Annotated in this window: 17 protein-coding genes; 2 read left to right on the forward strand and 15 right to left on the reverse strand. The window is 52.8% G+C overall.

The genetic code is table 11. The features are described from left to right. Positions 1-171 precede the first annotated feature (171 nt). From nlpE to E0D98_RS03970, 3 genes are read right to left on the reverse strand one after another with little or no spacing between them, the layout of a single operon-like run. The gene (gene nlpE / locus E0D98_RS03960) at positions 172-882 is read right to left on the reverse strand and encodes an envelope stress response activation lipoprotein NlpE (RefSeq protein ID WP_000239192.1); all 711 of its coding nucleotides are present in this window, start codon (positions 880-882) and stop codon (positions 172-174) included. Positions 883-895: 13 nt separating this feature from the next. Next, positions 896-1,318, reverse strand: a complete 423-nt coding sequence (gene arfB, locus E0D98_RS03965) for an alternative ribosome rescue aminoacyl-tRNA hydrolase ArfB (protein ID WP_000635545.1) — start codon at positions 1,316-1,318, stop codon at positions 896-898. Further along, positions 1,315-1,860 carry a YaeQ family protein gene (locus tag E0D98_RS03970; protein WP_001185290.1) on the reverse strand — a complete coding sequence of 182 codons (546 nt, stop codon included), beginning with the start codon at positions 1,858-1,860 and terminating at the stop codon, positions 1,315-1,317. Before E0D98_RS03970 ends, arfB begins: the two co-directional genes overlap by 4 nt. 165 nt (positions 1,861-2,025) lie before the next feature. Between E0D98_RS03970 and E0D98_RS03975 the strand changes: the two genes are divergently transcribed. Beyond that, a complete protein-coding gene (locus E0D98_RS03975) occupies positions 2,026-2,226 on the forward strand; it encodes a YaeP family protein (protein ID WP_000417058.1) in 201 nt (66 codons plus the stop codon). Beyond that, positions 2,213-2,473 carry a Rho-binding antiterminator gene (gene rof / locus E0D98_RS03980; protein ID WP_000062312.1) on the forward strand — a complete coding sequence of 87 codons (261 nt, stop codon included), beginning with the start codon at positions 2,213-2,215 and terminating at the stop codon, positions 2,471-2,473. The genes E0D98_RS03975 and rof overlap by 14 nt, the downstream gene beginning before the upstream one ends. 48 nt (positions 2,474-2,521) lie before the next feature. Here the strand turns inward: rof and tilS are convergent, their stop codons facing one another. The 12 genes from tilS to bamA form a co-directional block, all read right to left on the reverse strand. Next, the gene (gene tilS / locus E0D98_RS03985; RefSeq protein ID WP_000176573.1) at positions 2,522-3,820 is read right to left on the reverse strand and encodes a tRNA lysidine(34) synthetase TilS; all 1,299 of its coding nucleotides are present in this window, start codon (positions 3,818-3,820) and stop codon (positions 2,522-2,524) included. A 64-nt stretch (positions 3,821-3,884) separates the two neighbouring features. Next, positions 3,885-4,274: a VOC family protein gene (locus E0D98_RS03990; protein ID WP_000901098.1), complete on the reverse strand. Its 390-nt coding sequence runs from the start codon at positions 4,272-4,274 to the stop codon at positions 3,885-3,887. A 56-nt stretch (positions 4,275-4,330) separates the two neighbouring features. Then, positions 4,331-6,472, reverse strand: a complete 2,142-nt coding sequence (ldcC, locus tag E0D98_RS03995; RefSeq protein WP_001020973.1) for a lysine decarboxylase LdcC — start codon at positions 6,470-6,472, stop codon at positions 4,331-4,333. A gap of 98 nt (positions 6,473-6,570) precedes the next feature. Then, positions 6,571-7,530, reverse strand: coding sequence for an acetyl-CoA carboxylase carboxyl transferase subunit alpha (gene accA, locus E0D98_RS04000; RefSeq protein WP_000055741.1), 960 nt, complete (start codon positions 7,528-7,530; stop codon positions 6,571-6,573). Between the two features lie 12 nt (positions 7,531-7,542). Continuing rightward, on the reverse strand, positions 7,543-11,025 hold the full coding sequence (gene dnaE, locus E0D98_RS04005; RefSeq protein WP_001294774.1) for a DNA polymerase III subunit alpha: 3,483 nt from the start codon (positions 11,023-11,025) through the stop codon (positions 7,543-7,545). A gap of 36 nt (positions 11,026-11,061) precedes the next feature. Continuing rightward, positions 11,062-11,658 carry a ribonuclease HII gene (rnhB, locus tag E0D98_RS04010; protein WP_000569430.1) on the reverse strand — a complete coding sequence of 199 codons (597 nt, stop codon included), beginning with the start codon at positions 11,656-11,658 and terminating at the stop codon, positions 11,062-11,064. Continuing rightward, positions 11,655-12,803, reverse strand: coding sequence for a lipid-A-disaccharide synthase (lpxB, locus tag E0D98_RS04015; RefSeq protein WP_000139654.1), 1,149 nt, complete (start codon positions 12,801-12,803; stop codon positions 11,655-11,657). The genes rnhB and lpxB overlap by 4 nt, the downstream gene beginning before the upstream one ends. Beyond that, positions 12,803-13,591: an acyl-ACP--UDP-N-acetylglucosamine O-acyltransferase gene (gene lpxA, locus E0D98_RS04020; RefSeq protein ID WP_000565966.1), complete on the reverse strand. Its 789-nt coding sequence runs from the start codon at positions 13,589-13,591 to the stop codon at positions 12,803-12,805. Before lpxA ends, lpxB begins: the two co-directional genes overlap by 1 nt. A gap of 3 nt (positions 13,592-13,594) precedes the next feature. Further along, on the reverse strand, positions 13,595-14,050 hold the full coding sequence (gene fabZ, locus E0D98_RS04025) for a 3-hydroxyacyl-ACP dehydratase FabZ (protein WP_000210739.1): 456 nt from the start codon (positions 14,048-14,050) through the stop codon (positions 13,595-13,597). Between the two features lie 104 nt (positions 14,051-14,154). After that, positions 14,155-15,180: a UDP-3-O-(3-hydroxymyristoyl)glucosamine N-acyltransferase gene (gene lpxD, locus E0D98_RS04030; RefSeq protein WP_001139282.1), complete on the reverse strand. Its 1,026-nt coding sequence runs from the start codon at positions 15,178-15,180 to the stop codon at positions 14,155-14,157. 3 nt (positions 15,181-15,183) lie between these two features. Further along, the gene (gene skp, locus E0D98_RS04035; RefSeq protein WP_050877050.1) at positions 15,184-15,669 is read right to left on the reverse strand and encodes a molecular chaperone Skp; all 486 of its coding nucleotides are present in this window, start codon (positions 15,667-15,669) and stop codon (positions 15,184-15,186) included. Positions 15,670-15,790: 121 nt separating this feature from the next. Continuing rightward, positions 15,791-18,223: an outer membrane protein assembly factor BamA gene (bamA, locus tag E0D98_RS04040; RefSeq protein ID WP_001240896.1), complete on the reverse strand. Its 2,433-nt coding sequence runs from the start codon at positions 18,221-18,223 to the stop codon at positions 15,791-15,793. Positions 18,224-18,252 lie beyond the last annotated feature (29 nt).

Consider the following 18,252-nt stretch of genomic DNA (forward strand, 5'->3'; position numbering starts at 1 on the left):
GGCAGTCCGCTGCATAAATCTACGCAACAGGTTAGAACCCAAGGCCCGATACGGCATGCGGACTGCAGGCAGAGAAAACTGGCCGATTTTCTCTGCACTGGAGGGATAATACAAGGCCTGATAAGCGCAGCGCATCAGGCAATTTTGCGTTTGTTTCTGCCTTAAGCAGGTTTACTGCCCCAAACTACTGCAATCCTTATTCGGGTAAAATTTACCCGCCGTATCGGGCGCTAATACTTTGGTTGGCGCACCAGTATCCGGATTAGCCTCAAGCGTAAAGTGACCTTCTACTGACAGTAACACCGGTTTTTCACTGTGACCGCGCGCAGCCAGGTAGCTACGCTCCAGCTCTGCGTTATTCGCTACCATGAAACGTTTTCCGGTCGCGCAATCAGTGAAGGTCGCCGCATCAGCCATATAAAAATACATGCCTCGCAGGGTCATCGGCGTCATAGGTAAACTAGATTGTGCCGGTTCCAGCGTATAGTTGAACTGCGATTCAATCGGATTGCCTTCACGATCGAGCATCTCCAGCGCATCGCCTTTCGCCCGATAATATGACTTTTCACCTTTGCTGTCGGTTAATACCAGCTTGTCAGCGGTTCGCGCCCATGTACCGTAGGAAGCGAAGGAGGAAGGTTCTTCACGAGCACCGAGATAACGCTCATTCATCACCCATGTTCCGTCTTTTTCGAGGAACAGAGAGGTTTCGATTCCTTCGCAATCAGCACACGGCAGCACGCCGCGCCAACTTTGCGGCATCGGTTTCAGTTCGGCAGCCTGTGCTGGAGAAAGCGTATCGACTTCGGCCCGGTTATTACATCCCATCAGAGTAAAGAGGCTGATTACAGCCATCGCTGTCACTATCGCTTTTTTCACCATCTATTCCTTCTTTTTATTCCCGACCGCTGCGTACTTTGCCGCGCATCGCCTTCACGCTTGATTTTTGTGCTTTCGATGCCAGCCTGCGCTCTTTCGATGCACGGGTGGGCCGCGTGGGTCGTCGGGCTTTTTGTTCTGTTGTTAAATCTTTAATCACTGCCACCAGCCGGGCTAGCGCGGCTTCGCGGTTCAGTTCCTGACTGCGGTATTCCTGTGCCTTAATGACAATCACGCCATCACTGCTGATCAAATGATGGCTGGCGGCGAGTAGACGCTCTTTGTAATACTCTGGCAGGCTGGACGCCCGAATGTCAAAACGCAGATGAATGGCCGTTGAGGTCTTATTAACATGCTGCCCGCCCGCGCCCTGCGCACGAATGGCGGTGATCTCAAGCTCACCATCGGGAATAGCAACATGTCGGGAAATCACAATCATGAAGGTTGTTGCCAGGCGGTTAAGTTAACTTCCAGATTATTCTTATCGTCCGATAACCAGATCACGCCATCCTGAATCGTTGCCTGCAGCGTCATGGTACGATCGGCAAAGGCGCTTACTTTCGCCAGTTGTTCATCGTCTAGATACCAGACGGAAAGATTGGCAAACTGCACACATTTGCTCTGATTTTGCTGCCACCAGATTTGCGCCGCCCGACTATTATAGGTAAACAGCGCCACTTCTGCGGCCTGGGTGCAGGCTTTCTTAATCCGCCGCTCATCCGGCAGCCCCAGCTCAATCCACAAATCAATGCCCAGGTGATCGTTACGCAGCCACGCTTCCGGCTCATCATCGGCACACAAACCACGGGTAAATTGCAGACGTTCATCAGCATATTTCAGCCACGCCAGCAAGCGCAGCATCATACGCTCCTGGGTTTCTGAAGGGTGGCGCGCCAGCGTCAGAGAGGCATCGAGAAACTGGTTGCGGTCGAGATCGGCCACATTAACCGTCGCTTTATAAATTGTCGCTTTAAGCGCCATAAGAAAACTCCTTTCGAATCAGGAGGCCATTGTAACGGAATACGTGCAGTTGCGGCGCTGATATTGCAGAAATGAGTGTGGTATAGTCACCTTGCGAAACAGAGTTTATCTTCGTAGGCTTAGACTTGCATCCACGGTTAAGTCAGAGTGCTGACAGGAGGGCATGTGGAAAAATATTGTGAGTTAATACGCAAGCGGTACGCGGAAATCGCCAGCGGAGACTTAGGATACGTTCCGGACGCGCTGGGCTGCGTTTTGAAAGTGCTGAATGAAATGGCTGCCGACGACGCCCTTTCTGAGGCTGTCAGGGAAAAAGCAGCATACGCTGCGGCAAACTTACTGGTGAGCGATTATGTCAATGAATGATACGTATCAACCAATCAATTGTGATGATTACGATAATCTTGAGCTCGCCTGCCAGCATCATTTAATGCTGACACTTGAGCTGAAAGATGGCGAAAAATTGCAGGCAAAAGCCAGCGATTTAGTCTCCCGCAAAAATGTGGAGTATCTGGTCGTCGAGGCCGCTGGCGAAACCCGTGAGCTACGTCTGGATAAAATTACCAGCTTTAGCCACCCGGAAATCGGTACGGTGGTGGTGAGCGAGTCCTGATTAACTTTCGCCGGATGCGACGTTTGATGCGTCTTATCCGGCTTTCACTTAACTAAGCGTTTTCTGCCAGACAAAACTTACGCCATTCTCACCTTCAGCCACACCTTCTTGCGTCACAAATACCCCTGCCGCCGCAATCAGCGTTTCGCCATAAAACAGCAGTGGCGTGGTGTCACGTAGCCACGGCGGCACGCCTAACTCTTGCCAGATTTTCTTCAGCTTACGTCCGCCGTTGCGCCCGACAATATGCAGCAATCCTGCCGCTTTGAAACGCACGCTGACCGCTTCGTCTGCACGCGGAGGGCGAATATCGCCTCCCGCAGTAAGCTGTACGCTTCCCAGCCCCGCCGGTAATTCCAGCGGTTGTAGCCACGTCTGCCACGGCACAATGGTTTCACTTTGCCCGGTGACGGATTTAATCCACCACAGTTGCGACTGATAGCGGCGGATTTCAAACGCGCCCAAGCGTAAACAGGGGGAGGCATCTTCCCGCGCCAGCGCCACTTCCTGCCAGATCCGCACCAGCGCGTCGCGGGAAGGCATTGGTGCATTCTGCCCTGCCAGCCAGCGACGGATAATCGCCGCGCGGCGGGCATCACTCATCGCCAGCATTGGCGCAATCTGCAGCGTCCCCTGCGACGTTTGGCAGTGTGCTAAATCATCCGCCAGCAGTTCATCCAACAGACTCTCTTGTTCAGCACAAAGTGCGGCGCTGCGGGCCGTTGCTTCGGCAAAATGCGGCCAACGCTGCTGCAATAACGGCACTACGCGCAGGCGCAGAAAGTTACGATCGTATGAGTCGTCCTGATTACTTTCGTCTTCAATCCAGCGTAAACCATGCGCCAATGCCCACTGCTCCAGTTCTCCCCGCGTGCGGGCGAGCAACGGGCGGATAAGCCGTGTTCCGGCAAACTCCGAAACTTCCGCCATAGCCGAAAGCCCGGCAGGGCCGCTACCGCGTTTTAGCGCCAGCAGAAAAGTTTCACATTGATCGTCGAGATGTTGCGCGGTGACCAGCACTTCACCGGGCAACAAGGTGCGGGCAAATGCCTGATAACGCGCCTGCCGCGCCTGGGCCTCAATGCCCAGTCCTTCTTGCGCAAGTTGCACGCGTTCGACCACCAGCGGCACCTGCCACTGTTGGCAGACGTTTTCGCAATGCGTAACCCAGGCATCGGCATTGGCACTTAAACCGTGATGCACATGAATAGCGCGCAGAGTGACGCCCGGATTTTCCGTCCGCCACTGCACCAACTGATGCAGCAGAACGGTGGAGTCAAGCCCGCCGCTAAAGGCCACCAGAATCTGGCGTGAGGTGAGAAGTTGTCTATTGAGCGTGAGTGTCATGATGGTGCGATTTTACAGTAGCAATGCCCGGCACGTTACCGGGCAAATGCGGCGATGACAAGCCTTACTGCTCATACAGTTCCAACGGCAGCCCGTCCGGATCGTTAAAGAAGGTGAAGCGTTTTTGCGTGTATGGATCGACACGGATGGCTTCACACTTCACGTTATGGCTTTCAAGGTGCGCCACTGCCGCATCGATGTCATCAACGCTAAAAGCCAGATGACGCAGGCCGCAAGCTTCCGGTCGGCTGGGGCGCTCCGGCGGGAACGGAAAAGAGAAAAGCTCAATCACATATTGCCCATTAAGCGCCAAATCCCCTTTCCACGAGTCGCGCGCTTCGCGATAGACTTCGCTTTGCAGCGTGAAACCAAGAATATCGCAGTAGAAAGCTTTGCTCACCGCATAATCCGTCGCAATAATCGCAATATGGTGAACCTGTTTTAAACCCAGCATAACGTCTCCTTTATTTGTTAACAGCACGTTACTCGCCCGGAAGCCGCTCTGGCAAGTTATCCCGCCATTTTTAGGACTCGTACGCGGTAAACGCCGTCTTCGTCCTGTTTCGCGCCGTGAATATCCGTTTCAAAACCGGGGTAATGTTGCCCTACGGAACAAAGCATCAGTAGAAAATCGAGTACCGTGCGGCTCTCTTTGGTCAGCATTTCTCCTGGCATCAACAGCGGTACGCCCGGTGGATAAGGCAGGATCATATTTGCCGATACTCTACCGACCAGTTGTTCCAGCGCAATGGTTTCTACTTCACCTTTAATCTGTCTCTGCCATGCCTGATGTGGCGTCATGATCATTTCCGGCAAAGTATCGAATGCCCGCAACATCAAACCGGGAAGATCGTGTTTACGAATCAGCTTATGGATCCCTTGCGCCAGATCCTGAATACGCATATTGCGGTAGAAATCGGGATCTTCAGCATAGAGATCGGGTAGCATATTTTTGATCCGCAGGTTGAGATCGTAAGAGCGTTTAAATTCCGTCAACCCACGCAATAATCCCATTGCTTTGGTTTTATCGATACCAATACTAAAGAGAAACAGCAGGTTATAAGGGCCGGTTTTCTCTACTACGATCCCACGTTCGTCGAGGAATTTTGCCACCAGCGCCGCCGGGATCCCCTCCTCGCTCATATTGCCCTGTTCGTCCATCCCCGGTGTCAAAATAGTGACTTTAACCGGATCGAGAAACATATGATCGGCATCCGCATCGTTAAAGCCGTGCCACTGTTCGCCTGGCGCAACGGGCCAGCATTCGGCTTCATCCACCTGCGGCGGTTGCCAGATATCGAAAAACCAACCGTCAGACTCTTCCCGCAACCGCTGGACCTCTTTGCGAAAATGCAGCGCCCGCTCCACCGAACGGTTAATCAGCCGTTTGCCCGGATTACCACGCAGCATCGCCGCCGCCGTCTCAACCGAAGCAACAATGGGATAACTGGGCGAGGTGGTGGTATGCATCATAAAGGCTTCGTTAAACGCCTCTTCGTCATACTCGCCTTTAATGTGGATCAGCGAAGCCTGCGATAACGCCGCCAGCATTTTGTGGGTCGATTGCGTTTCGAAGATCACTTTTCCCGCAACACGCTCGCCGCTCATACCACTTTTCCCCTGGTAGATCGGATGAAAATGGGTGTACGGCACCCAGGCGGAATCGAAGTGGATCGACGGGACATCCAGCGTCTGTTTGATCCAGTCGGTGTTGTAGAGCAAGCCATCATAGGTGGAGTTGGTAATCACCGCATGGACCGGCCATTGTGCCTGCGTGGTGGCAGCGACTTTCTCTTCGATGCTGTCGCGAGTAAATTCACGGCGCGGGATCCCACCAAGAATCCCCAACGCATTACGCGTCGGTTTCAGCCAGACTGGCACTACATCGTTCATCATCAACAGATGCGCCAGCGATTTATGACAATTGCGGTCGATCAACAGCGTACTGCCGGATGGCGCGGCGTACATACCCACAATTTTGTTCGACGTCGATGTTCCGTTGGTAACGATATAACTCTGTTCCGCGCCAAAAGTCCGCGCGATGTACTCTTCCGCTTCCAGGTGTGGCCCGGTGTGGTCGAGCAACGAACCAAGCTCGGTGACCGAAATAGAGACATCAGCCTTGAGGGTATTCCCGCCGAAAAAATCATAAAACAGGCAGCCAACCGGGCTTTTTTGATATGCGGTGCCGCCCATATGCCCCGGCGTACAAAAGGTGTACTTCCGCTCTTTGACGTAGGTAAACAAGGCTTTCGTGAACGGCGGTGTAATGTTATCAAGATATTCGTCGGTGTACTGACGCATACGAATGGCGATATCTTCCGCCTGCCCCAGCGCATATTCAAAAAACCAGAGCGCCATCCGCATATCCTGCACGCTGACATCCATCGTCGAGTGGGTGTTGATGAAGGCATAAAGCGGGAGATATTCATTAAGTTGATTGATATCGCTGCATAAATCGAGACTGTACTCATCCCAGTCAAAAATCACGCCGCAAATTCGAGGGTTATGTTCGATAAATTTCAGCAAATCAACGCTGTTTTGTGGCCAGATAATCTGAAAGCCTTGCGCCACCAGCGCCGACTCCAGTTCTTTGATGGGCTCATCTTTATAAAAGACGCCATGCGGTCCCATAATGGCAATGATGTTCATGTGTTCCTCCTGGAAAATCCTTCCTTAATCATAGCCTGCTCAAACCGTGGCGATAAAAAAGGGCCACCGAAGTGACCCTTTTTCAGAACTTTTGCGAATTACGCGTAACCGTAGCTCATCAGGCGCTGATAACGACGATTTTTTAAATCTTCAGTGCTTAACACATCGAGATCGGCCAGATCCGCCAGCAGTTGCGCTTTCAACGATGCCGCCATCGCTTCCGGGTTACGGTGAGCGCCACCCAGCGGTTCCGGGATGATGGAGTCGATCAGTTTCAGCTCTTTCAGACGCGGAGCGATGATACCCATCGCTTCAGCCGCCAGCGGCGCTTTGTCGGCGCTCTTCCACAGAATGGACGCACAACCTTCCGGCGAGATAACGGAATAGGTGCTGTATTGCAGCATATTCACTTTATCGCCCACGCCAATCGCCAGCGCACCGCCAGAACCACCTTCACCGATAACCGTACAAACTACCGGTACGCCGAGGCGAGACATTTCACGCAGGTTGCGTGCAATGGCTTCAGACTGACCACGCTCTTCTGCGCCCACGCCAGGATAAGCCCCCGGGGTGTCGATAAAGGTGATGATAGGCATCTTAAAGCGTTCAGCCATTTGCATCAGACGCAGTGCTTTGCGGTAACCTTCTGGCGCTGGCATACCAAAGTTACGGCGAATTTTTTCTTTGGTTTCACGACCTTTTTGATGACCAATGATCATCACCGGACGACCGTCAAGACGGGCGATACCACCGACGATAGCTTTATCGTCTGCATACGCGCGGTCGCCAGCCAGTTCGTCAAATTCATCAAATGCCAGGCGAACGTAATCCAGGGTATAAGGACGCTGTGGATGGCGTGCCAGTTGCGCAATCTGCCATGCACCGAGATCGGCGAAGATTTTACGTGTCAGTTCTACGCTTTTTTCACGCAGACGATGCACTTCTTCATCGATGTTAATATCCAGTTTCTCATCCTGACGGCTAACCGCAGTCAGAGAATCGATTTTCGCTTCCAGCTCTGCAATCGGCTGTTCAAAATCAAGGAAATTCAGACTCATAGTATTCCTGTATTAGTCAAACTCCAGTTCCACCTGCTCCGAACCAATGAGGCCACGGAGATCGTTTAATAAACGATCGCTCGGAGAGACACGCCACGTCGCGCCAAAACGCAACCGCGCGCGTGCATCCGCCCTCTGATAGTAGAGATGTACTGGAATTGTCCCAGAGCGGTGGGGTTCCAGAGACTGACGGAGTCGGTTTAAAAGCTGGTCATCAATTTGCCTGTCCGTCAGCGAGATAGCAAGCCCGCGAGCATATTTTTCCCGGGCTTCGTCAATATCCATCACTTCGCGAGCGGTCATTTTAAGCCCACCGCTGAAGTCATCAAAGCTGACCTGTCCGCTGACGATAAGTATGCGGTCTTTTTCCAGCAATTGCTGGTATTTATCCAGGGCGTCAGTAAACAACATCACTTCCAGCCGCCCGGAACGGTCATCCAGCGTGCAGATACCGATACGATTGCCGCGCTTGGTGACCATAACCCGCGCGGCAACAACGAGCCCCGCAGCCGTGATGACTTTACCACGTTCTGTCGGGTGCATGTCTTTCAGCCTTACGCCTCCGACATAACGCTCAATCTCTTTTAAATACTGGTTGATAGGGTGTCCGGTCAGGTACAGGCCTAACGTTTCACGTTCCCCATCTAATACCACCTGCTCCGGCCACGGTTGGCAGCTGGCGTAGGATTGTTCAATTTGTTCCGGCTCTTCGGCCAGCACGCCGAACATATCGGCCTGACCGATAGCTTCCGCTTTCGCGTGTTGATCTGCCGCTTTTAACGCATCACCCAGCGAGTTCATCAGCGCCGCGCGATGTGGCCCAAGACGGTCAAACGCCCCGGACATGATCAGTTTTTCCAGCACGCGACGGTTCAACTTTTTGGTGTCGGTACGGGCGCAGAGATCAAACAGTTCGCGGAAGTAGCCGCCTTTATTACGGGCTTCGATGATGGCCTCAATCGGACCTTCACCGACCCCTTTGATCGCGCCAATACCATACACGATTTCGCCGTCGTCGTTGACGTGGAAATGGTAAAGACCGGAGTTTATATCTGGTGGCAGGATTTTCAGCCCCATCCGCCAGCACTCATCCACCAGACCCACCACCTTCTCGGTGTTGTCCATATCGGCGGTCATTACCGCCGCCATAAACTCCGCAGGATAGTGTGCTTTCAGCCATAACGTTTGATATGACACCAAAGCATAGGCCGCAGAGTGCGATTTGTTAAATCCGTAACCAGCGAATTTCTCCACCAGGTCGAAGATTTTCATCGCCAGTTCAGCGTTGATTCCGTTCTTTTCTGCACCTTCAGCAAATACAGAACGTTGCTTAGCCATCTCTTCCGGCTTTTTCTTACCCATCGCACGACGCAGCATATCCGCGCCACCGAGGGTATAACCAGAAAGCACCTGCGCAATCTGCATGACCTGTTCCTGATACAGGATAATGCCGTAGGTTGGCTCCAGTACCGGTTTCAGGCTTTCATGCTGCCACTGTACGTCCGGATAGGAGATCTCTTCACGACCATGTTTACGGTCGATAAAGTTATCCACCATCCCTGATTGCAACGGACCGGGGCGGAACAGTGCCACTAGGGCGATCATATCTTCGAAGCAGTCAGGTTGTAGACGCTTGATCAGGTCCTTCATGCCGCGCGATTCAAGCTGGAATACCGCCGTGGTTTCCGAGCGTTGCAGCATGTCGAAGCTTTTCTTATCATCCAGCGGGATCGCAGCGATATCCAGCGGCGGCTCGCCATTCTTCGCCCGCCGCTTGTTGATCATCTCCAGCGCCCAGTTGATGATGGTGAGCGTACGCAAACCAAGGAAGTCGAACTTCACCAGTCCGGCGTATTCAACGTCGCTTTTATCAAACTGGGTGACCGGATGTTTGCCCTCTTCATCGCAGTAAAGCGGCGCAAAATCGGTAATTTTGGTCGGCGCGATAACCACCCCACCGGCGTGCTTACCGGCGTTACGGGTGACCCCTTCCAGTTTGCGCGCCATGTCGATCAGCGCCTTAACTTCTTCATCCGCTTCGTAGATTTCCGGCAGCTGCGGCTCGGCTTCAAACGCTTTCGCCAGCGTCATCCCCGGATCGGGCGGGATCAGTTTCGAGATACGATCGACAAAGCCGTACGGATGCCCCAGCACGCGGCCTACGTCGCGGATCACCGCTTTCGCCGCCATTGTACCGAAGGTGATGATCTGCGATACCGCATCACGACCGTACATGTCCGCTACGTGCTCGATAACCTGATCGCGTTTCTCCATACAGAAGTCAACGTCGAAGTCAGGCATGGAGACACGTTCCGGGTTAAGGAAACGTTCGAACAGCAGGTCAAATTCCAGCGGATCGAGGTCGGTGATTTTCAGCGCGTAGGCCACCAGTGAACCCGCACCGGAGCCACGGCCTGGCCCTACCGGTACGCCGTTATCTTTCGACCACTGGATAAATTCCATAACGATGAGGAAGTAGCCCGGGAAGCCCATCTGGTTGATAACCTGAAGTTCAGTCTCCAGACGTTCGTCATATTCCGGGCGGCGCTTAACACGTTCTTCCTCGTCAGGGAATAAAAAGGCCAGACGCTCTTCCAGGCCCTCTTTTGCACGCTTGACCAGATAATCTTCGGTGCTCATGTCCCCGGTCGGGAACTGCGGCAGGAAGTATTCACCAAGACGCACGGTTACGTTACAGCGTTTGGCGATCTCAACGGTGTTGGCAAGGGCTTCGGGGATGTCGGCAAACAGCTCACACATCTCCTCTTCGCTACGCATATATTGCTGCGGCGAATAGTTACGCGGGCGTTTAGGATCGTCGAGGGTAAAGCCGTCGTGGATCGCGACGCGGATTTCGTGTGCGTCAAAGTCGCTGCTGTCGATAAAGCGCACGTCGTTGGTCGCCACGACGGGCAAACCGCGCGCTTCCGCCAGTTCCACCGCCGCGTGCAGATAGCTTTCTTCATCCGGCCTGCCGGTGCGGATCAGCTCGAGAAAATAGCGATCCGGGAAGTGTTCTTCATAAAACGCGACACACTCATCTACCAGCGCGCTGTTACCACGCAAAAGACTGCGTCCGACGTCGCCCATGCGTCCGCCGGAAAGAAGGATCAACCCTTCGTTTAATTCGATAAGCCAGTCGCGATCGATGATCGGCCCGGCGGCACCGTACCCGCGCTGATACGCTTTTGAGATCAGCAACGTCAGATTCTGATAGCCGGTATTGTTCGCCGCCAGTACCGTCAGGTGGGTTAACTCATCACCCAGCAGGTCGCACTGGACGTTAAAATCTGCCCCGACGATAGGCTTAATCCCTGCGCCATGTCCCGCTCCGTAGAACTTCACCAGACCACAAAGGTTGGTGAAATCGGTGATCGCCAGTGCTGGCATACCCAACGCCGCCGCCTTTTTTACCAACGGTGCGGTTTTGGCCAGGCCATCGATCATCGAGTAGTCGCTGTGCACCCGCAGGTGTACGAAACGTGGTTCAGACATCTTCAGATTCCGGTTTACTTAATCTCGACACAAGAATCAGGACGCAAGTCCCAGTGCGCGTTTGACAGGCCCAAAGCTGCGCCGATGGTGTTCGGTCGCGCCGTGTTCAGCCAGTTTTTCCAGATGAAAAGCGGTTGGGTACCCTTTGTGTTGGGCAAAACCATATTGCGGGAAAACAATATCCAGCGCCGCCATTTCGGCGTCACGCGTCACTTTCGCCAGGATAGACGCGGCACTGATTTCCGGTACGCGGCTATCGCCTTTCACCACAGCCATCGCAGGCATCGGTAATTTCGGGCAGCGGTTACCATCAATCAACACATATTCCGGCGCAATATGCAGCCCAGCGACGGCACGCTGCATCGCCAGCATGGTCGCATGAAGAATGTTCAGCTCGTCGATTTCGTGGGGTTCCGCGCGGCCCAGACTCCAGCTCAACGCTTTCTCTTTGATCTCTTCATAGAGCGCCAGACGGCGTTTTTCGCTCAGCTTTTTGGAATCATTCAGCCCGGCAATCGGGCGCGCCGGGTCAAGGATCACCGCAGCGGTGACGACCGCGCCAACTAACGGCCCGCGTCCGACTTCATCCACACCCGCAACCAGCTGCGTGTGCGGATAAACAAATTCGATCATTGTGCTAACTCCAGAACGGCTTGTGCCGCCTGCTCATCGGCATTGCAGCGGATCTGCTGATGCAGTTCACGGAAGGTATCGTGCATCGCGTGGCTGGTTTTCCCGTTCGCCAACAGCGGTAACAGCGCCGCAGCCAGTTTTTGCGGCTCACACTCTTCCTGCAATAATTCTTTGACTAACTCTCTGCCCGCCAGCAGATTTGGCAGCGAGACATAATCAGTTTTCACCAGCCGCTTCGCCAACCAGAAGGTAAAAGGCTTCATGCGATATCCCACCACCATCGGGCATTTCGCCAGCATACACTCCAGGGCTGCCGTACCCGACGCCAGTAGCGCCGCATCGCTGGCGACCATCGCCTCACGGCCCATCCCATCCAGCAAATGAACTGAAAGGTCTGGCGCGACTTCAGCTTTGATGCGTTCAAACTGCTCGCGGCGTTTGGCATTCACCAGTGGCACCACGATTTCGAGATCCGGATATGTCTGGCGCAAAAGCTGGGCCGTTTTCAGGAAATCGGCACTAAGCATTTCAACTTCTGCACCACGGCTCCCCGGTAGCAACGCCAGGCAGTGGGCATCGTGAGGGATCCCCAGCACATCACGGGCGGCATTTTTATCTGGATCTAATGGCATGGCATCAGCCATGGTATGACCGATAAAGCGGCACGGTACGTTGTATTTGTCATAAAACGCTTTTTCGAAAGGCAGAAATGCGAGCACCAGATCGGTGGCTCTGCCTATTTTGAAAACACGTTTCTGTCGCCACGCCCAGACTGACGGACTGACGTAATGAATGGTTTTGATACCCTGCTTTTTGAGGTTACCTTCAAGAGTAATATTGAAGTCAGGCGCATCAATACCAACAAAAACATCTGGCTTCAGTTCGCCAAAACGCTTTGTCAGATCGGCACGAATATGCAGTAAGCGACGCAGACGACCGAGCACTTCAACAATGCCCATCACCGCCAGTTCTTCCATTTCGTACCAGGCTTCGCAGCCTTCAGCCTGCATTCGTGGCCCGGCAACACCAACAAAGCGGGCGTTGGGCACATGTTCTTTCAGAGCGCGGATTAAACCGGCCCCCAGGATATCGCCGGAGGTTTCTCCGGCGACCAGGGCAATCGTTAATGGACGCTGTTCAGTCATTAACGAATCAGACCGCGCGTTGAGCGTGCAAAGAAATCGGTAAAGGCTTTCACTTCCGGATATGTTTCCGCCAGTTCAGCAATTTCCGGTTTCACTTCATCGAGCGTTTTACCGCTACGATAAATCAGCTTATACGCATTGCGGATAGCGGTAATCGCCTCACGGCTGAATCCGCGGCGCTTCAGCCCTTCGATATTGACACCGAACGGCGTTGCGTGGTTACCCTGCGCAATGACATAAGGAGGGACGTCCTGCGCCACACCGGAGCAGCCGCCAACCATCACGTGCGCACCAATGATGCAGAACTGATGGACTGCGGTCATGCCGCCGATGATCGCGAAGTCGTCAACCGATACGTGACCCGCCAGCGTTGCGTTGTTGGCGAGAATACAGCGGTTACCTACCGTACAATCGTGCGCAATGTGCGCGTTGATCATCAGTAAGTTGTCGCTGCCCACCTTCGTCAATCCACCGCCCTGGACTGTGCCACGATGAATGGTGACGCTTTCGCGAATGCGGTTACGATCGCCGATTTCCACACGGGTCGGTTCGCCAGCATATTTCAGATCCTGGTTAACTTCGCCGATGGAGGCGAACTGATAAATCTCATTATCGCGGCCAATTTTAGTATGACCATTCACGACAACGTGAGATTTCAGTACGGTACCCTCACCAATTTCGACATGGGGTCCAACGATACAAAAAGGACCAATGTGTGCGTTCGCGCCAATTGACGCGCCCTCTTCCACAATGGCGGTTGGATGCACAAAGGCGGATTTATCAATCACTTATCAGGCCTCCCGGCTACGAGCACACATCATCGTTGCTTCGCAAACTACTTTACCATCGACCAGAGCAACCCCTTTAAAACGGGTCAGGCCGCGGCGCGTTTTTTCGAAAGTGACTTCCATGATCATTTGATCGCCAGGCACGACCGGGCGCTTGAAGCGCGCTTCGTCAATACCAGCGAAGTAGTACAGCTCACCCGGTTCCAGTTTTCCTACGCTTTTAAACGCCAGAATACCTGTTGCCTGTGCCATTGCTTCCAGAATCAGCACACCCGGGAAAATCGGTTTTCCAGGGAAATGGCCCTGGAAGAATGGCTCATTGACAGAGACATTTTTTACTGCGCGCAGAAAACGACCTTCTTCAAAATCCAGCACGCGATCCACCAGTAAGAACGGGAAACGGTGCGGCAGAAGTTCTAAAATCTCTTCAATCTGCAGAGTATGAGTGTTAGTAGTCAAGATACTCTTCCTGTCAAAATATAAGAAACGACAATAATAACACGGCCTGCCGCAATCGTAAGAATGAGACAGGCCGTAAAGTTTGGCGAACAAAAGATGGAACGTTAGTCTTGTTGATTAACCTTGCGCTCAAGCGATTTCAGACGCTTGCTCATGTCATCAATGTTCATCACCAGTGCAGCGGTTTTGCGCCAGACTTTGTTGGGTTGCAGCGGAATGCCTGAGGAATAGACGCCTGGTTCAGTGATGGGACGCATCACCATACCCATGCCCGTAACCGTCACTTTGTCGCATATTTCCATATGCCCGTTGATTACGCTGGCTCCGCCGATCATGCAGTAACGACCAATTTTCAGGCTGCCCGCCATAATGACGCCACCGGCAACCGCCGTATTGTCGCCAATCACGACGTTATGTGCAATCTGGCACTGGTTATCAATGATCACGCCATTGCCAATAACAGTGTCATCCAGCGCGCCGCGATCGATGGTTGTGCAGGCACCGATCTCCACGCGATCGCCAATAATTACGCGACCAATCTGTGGGATCTTCACCCAGTTACCACGATCGTTGGCATAACCAAAGCCGTCTGCGCCTACCACTGTTCCGGACTGGATCAGGCAATTCTGACCGATCTGGATCTCATGGTAAATGGTTACGTTCGCCCAGAGACGCGAACCTGCACCGATTTTGCTGTTTTTACCTACGAAGCAACCGGCACCGATAATCACGTTATCGCCCAGTTCAACGCCGGACTCAATCACCGCGTTAGCGCCAATCGATACGTTGTTACCCAGCTTCGCCGTCGCGTCGATCACCGCACTGGGTGCAATGTTCTGCGCGGGCTGCGGCGTGGTATCTAAAATTTGCGCCATGCGCGCGTAAGTCAGGTAGGGATTCTTCACTACCAGCGCGGCACTTTTCGCGAAAGGAAGATCGTCCTGGGTCATGACAACCGCGGACGCCTGGCACAAGCCTAAATGCTCACGGTATTTTGGGTTAACCATGAACGTAATGTGACCTGTTTGTGCAGATTGCATGGACGCAACGCCGGTGATGACGATATCGCCATCACCGTGTAGTTCTGCATCCAACTGCTGCGCTAAATCAGCCAGTCGAATTGAAGGCATTACTTATTTAACCTGTTTCAGTACGTCGGCAGTGATGTCTTTTACATCGCTGCTGTTGTAAGCAACGGCGTTTGCATCAACAACCAGATCGATATCCTGGCTGTTGGCAACGGATTTCACAGCAGTCTGGATACGAGTAACCAGTTTGCCGCGTTCTTCGTTGGAACGACGTGCGCGATCCTGCTCAAAAGCCTGCGCTTTCTGAGCAAAAGTCTGGCGCTGAGCCATCACGTCTTTTTCCAGCTTAGTGCGATCGCTGCCCGCTTTCATGGACTGCAGCTTTTTCATTTTAGCCTGCAGATCGGTTTCCATACGCTGCAGTTCGCTGGCACGGCCTTTGAACTCATTTTCCAGCGTGTTAGAAACACCGGTTTTCTGCGCTACCTGCTGGAACAGGCTGCCCATGTTGACGATTGCAATTTTGTCAGCCGCCTGAGCAGAAGTTGTCAGTGCTAAACCGAGACCTGCAGCTAATAACCACTTTTTCACAATAAACTCCTTACCATCCCATTTGCACCGGAGGGTGCAGTTCTTTGCGTGGCCCGGCGATCTTATATTGATCGCCTAAAGTCATCGCTACACTACCACTACATTCCTTTGTGGAGAACACTTACCAGGTTTTACCGATGTTAAACTGGAACTGTTCTGCCTTGTCTCCATCGTACTTTTTGAACGGCTGGGCGTAGGAGAACACCAACGGCCCCAATGGGGACATCCATTGTAATGCGATACCCGCAGACATACGGATATTGCTTGGATCACTATAGTCCGGATATCCAGAATATTGGCTGGAATCCCAGTTTGTATCCCAAACGGTACCCATATCCCAGAAGAAGGAAGTACGAACCGAGTTAGCATACTTATCGCTAATAAACGGCGTCGGGGTGATGAACTCGAGGCTGGCAACCGCCATGGCGTTACCGCCTACAGCATCATCCGATTTACACAGGTCTTTCGCGCCGTCCTGAGTCGCACATTCGTAATCATAGTCCGGATCATAATTACTGGCCTGATGCGGGAAGTAAACTGCTTTCGGACCAATTGTATTGGACTGGAAGCCACGCACGGTGCTGGAACCACCGGCATAGAAGTTCTCGTAGAACGGCATCTCTTTGCCGCCTAAACCATCACCATAACCCCAGCGGGTACGCCCCAGAACAACCCATTTGTGATCGTCATCGATCGGCACATAAGTCGCCGTGTCTAACGTCACTTTGTAGTATTCGTTATCCGATCCAGGAATGGTCACTTTACCGGTCAGGTTGACACGTGAACCATCTGTCGGGAAGTAACCACGGTCAAGCTTGTTATAGGTCCAACCATAGTTGAACGTGAAGTCGTCCGTTTTGAAGCTATTATCCTGATCAGAGGTGCTCGGATGTTCACCCATAGAGTACAGATAACGCCACATCGCAACCTGAGGCTGCATGTTGGACAGGGAGTTATGTACATAACCCAGACCTGCACGCAGCGAGTTATATTCGTTGATCGGGAAGCCCAACGTCACGTCTGTACCATAACTCTTGTTGGTATAGTCGGACAGGTCGGCGTCATCTGCCTGGAAGTCATTATAGAAGAGACGACCACCGAGGCTTACACCATCTACAGTGAAGTACGGGTTGGTTACCGACAGTTCAGCATAGGTCTGGTAATCGTTTTTGGTCCCGTTGATACCAACAGCATAACCTGTACCTAACCAGTTATCCTGCTGCACACCAGCCTGGAAGCTCACGCCACTTTCAGTACCGTAACCAATACCAAAGTTGAAGCTACCGGTGTTGCGCTCTTTTACCTTGTAGACGACATCTACCTGGTCCGGGCTACCTGGAACACGTTGGGTATCGGTATCGACAGTTTCAAAGAAGCCCAGACGATTCAGACGCTCCTTACCCTGATCGACCAGATCGCTTCCCAGCCATGCACCTTCCATCTGACGCATTTCGCGACGCAGGACGGCATCTTTCGAGGTATCGTTACCTTCAAAACGGATCTTACGCACGTAGAAACGGTTACCCGCATCAACGTTCACGCGTAATTTAACGGTTTTGTCGGCATCGTTAATTTCAGGCATCGACTGTACGCGCGGATAGGCATAACCATAGCGACCGAGAAGCTTTTTGATGTCATCTTCCATCTTGGTCACTTTGGTGCCGTTATACAGCTCGCCCGGCTCGATCTTAGTCAGCTGCTCAATTTCAGCGGAGTGCCCGGCAAGGTTGCCGCTCACTTCAACGCCAGAAAGCTTGTACTGATCGCCTTCGGTAATGTTCACCGTGACGTAAATACCTTTTTTATCTGGCGTCAGACTGACCTGGGTAGAGTCGATGTTGAAACGGGCATAACCGCGATCCAGATAGTAGCTGCGCAGGGTTTCAAGGTCGCCCGCCAGTTTCTGTTTCTGGTATTTACGATCGCCTACCACGTTCCACCACGGCACTTCGTCACGCAGTTGGAAATGAGAGATCAGTTCGTCGGTGGTGAAAGCATGGTTACCAACAATGTTAATTTGCTGGATTTCAGCTGACACACCTTCCTGGAACACCAGTTTTAGGTCAACACGGTTGCGCGGCAGCGGGGTCACGACAGCTTTAACGCTGGCGCTATATTTACCGACGCTGTAGTAGAAGTCTTCCAGACCTTTCTCGATATCGGCAATGGTGGTGCGATCGAGGGATTCGCCCACACGCACACCAGAAGCCTCGAGGTTTTGCTTCAGCATGTCATCTTTCACCGATTTGTTACCGGAGAAAGTAATGCTGGCAATGGTCGGACGTTCTTTTACCTGAACCAGAAGGGTATCACCATCACGAAGGACGCGAACATCCTCAAAGTTGCCGGTAGCAAACAGAGCGCGAATGGTATTACTGATATCTTCATCATTAACCGTGTCGCCTGTGCGCACCGGCATACTGAGGAGGGCCGCACCAACGGCGACACGCTGAAGGCCTTCGAAATGAATATCTTTCACTACGAACCCTTCAGCACCGTATACGGTGGCGCTGCTAAACAGCAGCGACGCTATGAGCAACTTTTTCATCGCCATCGTTATTATGCGTTCTTCCTAACTAACTC

This window comes from Escherichia sp. KCJ4928, assembly GCF_004352695.1.
Lineage (GTDB): Bacteria > Pseudomonadota > Gammaproteobacteria > Enterobacterales > Enterobacteriaceae > ECMA0423.

What these genes read in the sequence shown, in the direction of transcription:
- nlpE (WP_000239192.1), bottom strand. Translation starts at nt 882, where the DNA reads ATGGTGAAAAAAGCGATAGTGACAGCGATGGCTGTAATCAGCCTCTTT.
- dnaE (WP_001294774.1), bottom strand. Translation starts at nt 11,025, where the DNA reads ATGTCTGAACCACGTTTCGTACACCTGCGGGTGCACAGCGACTACTCG.
- ldcC (WP_001020973.1), bottom strand. Translation starts at nt 6,472, where the DNA reads ATGAACATCATTGCCATTATGGGACCGCATGGCGTCTTTTATAAAGAT.
- accA (WP_000055741.1), bottom strand. Translation starts at nt 7,530, where the DNA reads ATGAGTCTGAATTTCCTTGATTTTGAACAGCCGATTGCAGAGCTGGAA.
- tilS (WP_000176573.1), bottom strand. Translation starts at nt 3,820, where the DNA reads ATGACACTCACGCTCAATAGACAACTTCTCACCTCACGCCAGATTCTG.
- bamA (WP_001240896.1), bottom strand. Translation starts at nt 18,223, where the DNA reads ATGGCGATGAAAAAGTTGCTCATAGCGTCGCTGCTGTTTAGCAGCGCC.
- E0D98_RS03970 (WP_001185290.1), bottom strand. Translation starts at nt 1,860, where the DNA reads ATGGCGCTTAAAGCGACAATTTATAAAGCGACGGTTAATGTGGCCGAT.
- lpxB (WP_000139654.1), bottom strand. Translation starts at nt 12,803, where the DNA reads ATGACTGAACAGCGTCCATTAACGATTGCCCTGGTCGCCGGAGAAACC.
- rnhB (WP_000569430.1), bottom strand. Translation starts at nt 11,658, where the DNA reads ATGATCGAATTTGTTTATCCGCACACGCAGCTGGTTGCGGGTGTGGAT.
- rof (WP_000062312.1), top strand. Translation starts at nt 2,213, where the DNA reads ATGTCAATGAATGATACGTATCAACCAATCAATTGTGATGATTACGAT.
- lpxD (WP_001139282.1), bottom strand. Translation starts at nt 15,180, where the DNA reads ATGCCTTCAATTCGACTGGCTGATTTAGCGCAGCAGTTGGATGCAGAA.
- arfB (WP_000635545.1), bottom strand. Translation starts at nt 1,318, where the DNA reads ATGATTGTGATTTCCCGACATGTTGCTATTCCCGATGGTGAGCTTGAG.
- E0D98_RS03990 (WP_000901098.1), bottom strand. Translation starts at nt 4,274, where the DNA reads ATGCTGGGTTTAAAACAGGTTCACCATATTGCGATTATTGCGACGGAT.